At 69.7% G+C, this 5521-nt stretch carries 5 protein-coding genes; 3 read left to right on the forward strand and 2 right to left on the reverse strand.

Annotated elements, in window-relative coordinates:
• The first annotated feature begins 85 nt into the window (after nucleotides 1-85).
• The 3 genes from VFL64_RS04670 to VFL64_RS04680 are packed head-to-tail and all read left to right on the forward strand — an operon-like array spanning nucleotide 86 to nucleotide 3482.
• Nucleotides 86-967, forward strand: coding sequence for an Fpg/Nei family DNA glycosylase (locus tag VFL64_RS04670; protein WP_489539219.1), 882 nt, complete (start codon nucleotides 86-88; stop codon nucleotides 965-967).
• A gap of 12 nt (nucleotides 968-979) precedes the next feature.
• Nucleotides 980-1576: a peroxidase-related enzyme gene (locus tag VFL64_RS04675; RefSeq protein ID WP_489539220.1), complete on the forward strand. Its 597-nt coding sequence runs from the start codon at nucleotides 980-982 to the stop codon at nucleotides 1574-1576.
• 58 nt (nucleotides 1577-1634) lie between these two features.
• Nucleotides 1635-3482, forward strand: coding sequence for a diguanylate cyclase domain-containing protein (locus tag VFL64_RS04680; RefSeq protein WP_489539221.1), 1848 nt, complete (start codon nucleotides 1635-1637; stop codon nucleotides 3480-3482).
• Between the two features lies 1 nt (nucleotide 3483).
• On the opposite strand, the gene VFL64_RS04685 is transcribed toward VFL64_RS04680, so the two are convergent.
• Both VFL64_RS04685 and VFL64_RS04690 read right to left on the reverse strand, forming a co-directional pair.
• A complete protein-coding gene (locus tag VFL64_RS04685) occupies nucleotides 3484-4680 on the reverse strand; it encodes an amino acid aminotransferase (protein ID WP_489539222.1) in 1197 nt (398 codons plus the stop codon).
• Nucleotides 4681-4785: 105 nt separating this feature from the next.
• Nucleotides 4786-5521 (reverse strand): DUF2332 domain-containing protein (locus VFL64_RS04690; protein WP_489539223.1); only part of this gene is annotated, 736 nt, incomplete at its 5' end.

Genomic DNA, 5521 nt, shown 5'->3' on the forward strand with positions numbered 1-5521 from the left:
GGGTTGCGGCGCGGGCAGAACGTGCGCCGCCGGATGAAAACCTGTGATTATCGGGGGCCGGGCATTTCCCGGACACTTGCACCCCATGCCGGAGTTGCCAGACATCACGGTTTACATCGAGCGCTTGGCCGACAAGGTGCAGGGCCACGTGCTGCAGCACGTGAAGGTGCTCAACCCCTTCCTGCTGCGCACTGCGCTGCCGCCGCTGGCGCAAGCCGAAGGGCGCACGGTGTTGGGCGTGGAGCGCCTGGGCAAGCGCGTGGTGCTGGCGCTGGACAACGGGCTCTTCCTCGTCATCCACCTGATGGTGGCCGGGCGCCTGCGCTGGTTGCTGCCGGGTGGCAAGCCGCCGGGCAAGATCTCGCTGGCCCTGTTCGAGTTCGACAGCGGCAGCATGGTGCTCACCGAGGCCGGCAGCAAGCGCCGCGCCTCGCTGCATGTGCTGGCCGACCGCGAGGCGCTGCGCGCGATGGACCCGGGCGGGCTGGATGTGATGGCCGCCACGCTCGATGAGTTCAGCGAGCGGCTGCAGCGCGAGAACCACACGCTGAAGAAGGTGCTGACCGACCCGCGGCTCTTCAGCGGCATCGGCAACACCTACTCCGACGAGATCCTGTTCCGCGCGCGGCTCTCGCCTGTGCTGCTGTCGAAGAAGCTCACCTCGGAGCAGGCCGCGGCCTTGTTCGAGGCCACGCAGGCCGTGATGCGCGAGTGGACGGACCGCCTGCGCAGCGAGGCCGGCGACTGGCCTGAGAAGGTCACCGCCTTCCACCCGCAGATGGCGGTGCACGGCCGCTACGGCCAGCCCTGCCCGGTGTGCGGCACGCCGGTGCAGCGCATCGTCTACGCCGACAACGAGACGAACTACTGCGCACGCTGCCAGACCGGCGGCAAGCTGCTCGCCGACCGCGCGCTCTCGACGCTGCTGCACAAGAGCTGGCCGAAGAACATCGACGAACTGCCCTGAAGGAGACACGCCATGGACGCCCAACCCATCAGCCGCTACCCCGTGCCCGACATCGCCGGCCTGCCCGAGGACCTGCGCCAGCGCATCCTCGACGTGCAGGCCAAGGCCGGCTTCGTGCCCAACGTCTTCCTTGGCTTCGCCCACCGGCCGGCCGAGGCACGCGCCTTCTTCGACTACCACGACGCCCTGCTGCTGAAGGAAGGCGGCGGCCTCAGCAAGGGCGAGCGCGAGATGGTCATCGTGGCCACCTCGGGCGCGAACAACTGCCTCTACTGCGTGGTGGCGCACGGCGCCATCCTGCGCGTCTACGAGAAGAAACCGCAGATCGCCGACCAGGTGGCGGTCAACTACCTCAAGGCCGACATCACCGATCGGCAGAAGGCGATGCTGGGCTTCGCGATGAAGGTGTGCAAGGCAGCGGACCAGATCACGGAAGCCGACTTCCAGGCGCTGCGCGCGCACGGCTTCGACGACGAGGACATCTGGGACATCGGTGCGATCACCGCCCTCTTCGGCCTCTCCAACCGCATGGCCAACCTCATCAATCTGAGGCCAAACGAGGAGTTCTACCTGTTGGGCCGGGTTCCGCGCGACAAGAAGCCCCGATGACGCCGGACAATCCGAATCGCGCACACCGCGCTCGCCCGTCTCCTCCGAGTTGAACCCCTTGCTGTACCCGGCTGCGCTGCGCGCGCACCGGCTCTCCCTGCTCATGTCGTCCTTGCCTCGCTTGCCGCAGCGCTGGTGGCAGATCGTGCTGGCCTGCCTGTTCGCGCTGTGCCTGCACGGCCCGGCATCCGCGGGACCGGTGCTGCTCGCCGAAGGCACGCGCAGCGTGCCGGTCTGGCCGGCGGTGAGCCTGCTCACCGATGCCTCCGGCGCACTCACCATCGACCAGGTACTGGCGCAACGCGAGCGCTTCACCCCGCCGCCATCGGCCAACGCCACGCTGGGCCTGAGGCACGAGGTCGTGTGGCTGCGCATCCCGGTGGAGCTCACGCCCCAGGCCCACCCGCGCTGGGTGCTCGACATCGACTACCCGGCGCTCAACCGCGTCGACGCCTACGTCGTGGTGCAAGGGCGCGTCGTTCGGCAGGCGGTGCTGGGCAGCCACCAGCCCTACTCGGCGCGGCCGCTGGCCAGCCGCTCGCATGCCATGGGCATCGATCTGCCGCCGGGCGGCAGCGGCGAGGTGCTGCTGCGCGTGCAGACACGCGGCGCGATGATCCTGCCGATCACGCTCAACACCGCGCAGGCCTTCCACGAACGCGCGCTCGCCGAGCAGACGCTGCAAGGCCTGCTCGCCGGCCTGGGCCTGGCCCTGCTGGTCTACAGCCTGGGCCGCTGGCTCACGCTGCGCGAGACCTTGTCGCTCAAGTACGCGCTGCTGGTGAGCGGCAGCCTGTTCTTCTCGCTGTTCCAGTTCGGCATCGGCGCGCAGTACCTGTGGCGCGACATCGTCTGGATGGAGCAGCACGCCGCGGGCCTGTTCCCGCTGATGGCGCTGTGCGGTTCCTTCCTCTTCATCGAGCACGCCCTCACGCAGCCGTTGAGCGGCCGGCCGACGCCGCAGGCGCGCGTGGGCTACACCGGCCGCTGGTTCAGCCGCCTGATGCGTTCGGGCGCGGTGCTGGTGACGGTGCTGGCCGTGGCCTACCTGCTCGACCTCGTCGGCACCGGCACCATCAGCGCCATCGTCAGCGTGCTCGGGCCGGTGCCGGCCTTGCTGGGCCTGCCCGGCGCGCTCTCGCGTGCACGCCGGCGCGACCCGATCGGCTGGGGCTTTCTGGTGGCCTGGGCCGTCTACGCCTTTGCCACGGCCACGCTGATCGGCGTGATCAACGGGCGCCTGCCGGTCAACTTCCTCACGCTGCACTCCTTCGAGTTCGGCGCCACCATCGACATGCTGTTCTACCTGCGGGTGCTGAGCCTGGGCACGCAGGCCATGCACGCCGCCGCACAGCACGCCAGCCGCGAGCGCGATGCCTTCCGCTTCCTCGCGCACAGCGACCCGCTGACCGGGCTGGACAACCGGCGCGGGCTGAACGCCAAGGTGAAGGCCGCCCTGCAGCAACGCGCGCCCGACGAACTGGTCGCGCTCTACCTGCTCGACCTCGATGGCTTCAAGCCCATCAACGACCGCCACGGCCACGCCGTGGGCGACGAGCTGCTGATCCTGGCCGCGCGGCGCCTGCAGGCCGCCACGCGCGTGCAGGACACGGTGGCCCGGCTGGGCGGCGACGAGTTCGTGATCCTGACCAGCGGCCTGACCCAGCCCGAGCAGGCCGAGGCGCTGGCGTACAAGCTGCTGGACACCTTGCGCGCGCCCTTCCAGCTGGGTGCGCACTCGTGCGAGATCAGCGCCACCGTGGGCTACACGCTCGCCCCGCCCGACGGCACCGACCTGGCCACGCTGCTCAAGCGCGCCGATGCGGCCATGTACGCCGGCAAGCAGGCCGGCAAGGGCGTGGCGCAGCGCTGGATAGGCGAAGCAGCGCCCGCCCCGGCCAGCTGACTCAGCCCTTCAGCACGGCGGCCATCGCCACCGCGGTGGCTTCGACGTTCGACGAGTTCAGCCCCGCCACGCACATGCGGCCCGAGCGCACGAGGTAGACCGCGTGCTCCTCGCGCAGGCGGTCCACCTGCTCGGCCGTGAGGCCGGTGTAGCTGAACATGCCGCGCTGGGTGAGGAAGTAATTGAAATCGCGGCCCGGCAGCTTGGCGCTGAGCACGGCGTGCAGCTTCTGGCGCATGGCCTGGATGCGCACGCGCATGGCGTCGAGCTCGCTGGCCCACTGGTCGTACAGCGCCGGCGTCTGCAGCACGCGCGCGACGATCTGGCCGCCGTGCGTGGGCGGGCTGCTGTAGTTCTTGCGCACCGTGGCCTTCATCTGGCCCAGCACCAGCTCGGCCTCGGCCTTGTTCGGGCACACCACCGAAAGGCCGCCGCAGCGCTCGCCGTAGAGCGAGAAGCTCTTGGAGAAGCTGCTGGCGCAGAAGAAGCTCACGCCGGCTTCGGCCAGAGCGCGGATGGCGTGGGCGTCTTCCGCGATGCCGTCGCCGAAGCCCTGGTAGGCGATGTCGACGTAGGGGATGAGCTTGCGCGCCTGGATCACCGGGATCAGCTCCGCCCACTGGGCGCGCGTGAGGTCCACGCCAGTCGGGTTGTGGCAGCAGGCGTGCAGCAGCACGATGCTCTGCTCGGGCAGTGCCTTGAGCGCAGCCAGCATCTCGGCGAACTTCACGCCGCCGGTCTTGGCGTCGTAGTAGGGGTAGGTGCTGACCGTGAAGCCGGCACCTTCGAACATGGCGCGGTGGTTGTCCCAGGTCGGGTCGCTGACCCACACGTTGCTGTGGGGGAAGTAGCGCTTGAGGAAGTCGCCGCCAACCTTCAGGCCGCCTGAGCCGCCCAGGGTCTGGAGGGTGGCGACGCGGCCGCTCTTCACGGCCTCGTGGTCCTTGCCGAACAGCAGATGCTGCACGGCCTGGCGGTAGTTGGCCGCGCCTTCCATCGGCTGGTAGGGGCGTGCGCCGATGGTCTGCAGCATCGCGCTCTCGGCGGCGCGCACGGCGTTCATCACCGGCAGGTTGCCGGCATCGTCGAAGTAGATGCCGATGCTGAGGTTGATCTTGTTCGGCCGCGGGTCCTTGCCGAAGGATTCGTTGAGGGTGAGGATGGGGTCGCCAGCGTAGGCGTCGACGTGCTCGAACATGAGAGAGGCTCCTGCAGGGGAGCGCTGATTATCCGGCCAGGGAAGCTCTGAATGAGTCCCCGCGGATCGCTGAAAGCAAGGATGCGCCGGCCGCGAGGGGCTTGTTCAGAGCTTCCCCAACCACTCCATCCAGCGGCCGTGGGGGTGGGAGCGGGCGAGCAGCTCGAAGCGCACCTCGCCATCGACACGCGAGCACAGCGTCCACAGGCTGCCGCGGCGCGCATCGATGCTGTCGTCGAAGGGCGGTGGCGGCGTGACCGGGCCGATGCGCAGGTCGGTGCCTTCGGCCGATAGCCACACCAGGCCGCGCTCGCGCACCAGCGATGTCACGGTCTCGATGTGCCGCTGCAAGGCCGGCCGCTCGAAGTAGGTCAGCACCCAGCTATTGAACAGCACCGGCTGCACATTGGCCGGCAGGCTGTCGAGCCAGGGGGCGATGGCGGCGGTGCAGTCGGGCTCGCGCCGCACCGGCCAGCCGTGGCGCCGGGCGAGCGCCACCGCGGCGTCGAAGCGGCGCAGGCGCTCCAGGTTGCTGGGCCACAGGCAGGCGCGCAGCCAGCGCACGGCCGCCTCGTCATGCATGTCAACGGGCGCCGGGTCGATGCCCAGGCGCTGAACGATCTGCAGTTCGGCACGGGGCGGATGGCGCGGGCCGACGTGGCGGCAGGGCAGCACCGGGATGCCATCCTGCGCCTCCGCCTCCTCACCGTACCGGTACACGTCCACCCCGAGGTTGAGGCCGGCACTGCAACCCAGGTCGAGCAGCGCCAGCCGGTCTGTGCCGCTGCGCTGCGCAATCGCCTGCAACGCGGGCCACAGCACGGCGCAGCGGCCGATCTCG

Source organism: Rhizobacter sp. (genome assembly GCF_035702065.1).
Lineage (GTDB): Bacteria > Pseudomonadota > Gammaproteobacteria > Burkholderiales > Burkholderiaceae_C > Rhizobacter.

What these genes read in the sequence shown, in the direction of transcription:
- VFL64_RS04675 (WP_489539220.1), top strand. Translation starts at nt 980, where the DNA reads ATGGACGCCCAACCCATCAGCCGCTACCCCGTGCCCGACATCGCCGGC.
- VFL64_RS04685 (WP_489539222.1), bottom strand. Translation starts at nt 4,680, where the DNA reads ATGTTCGAGCACGTCGACGCCTACGCTGGCGACCCCATCCTCACCCTC.
- VFL64_RS04670 (WP_489539219.1), top strand. Translation starts at nt 86, where the DNA reads ATGCCGGAGTTGCCAGACATCACGGTTTACATCGAGCGCTTGGCCGAC.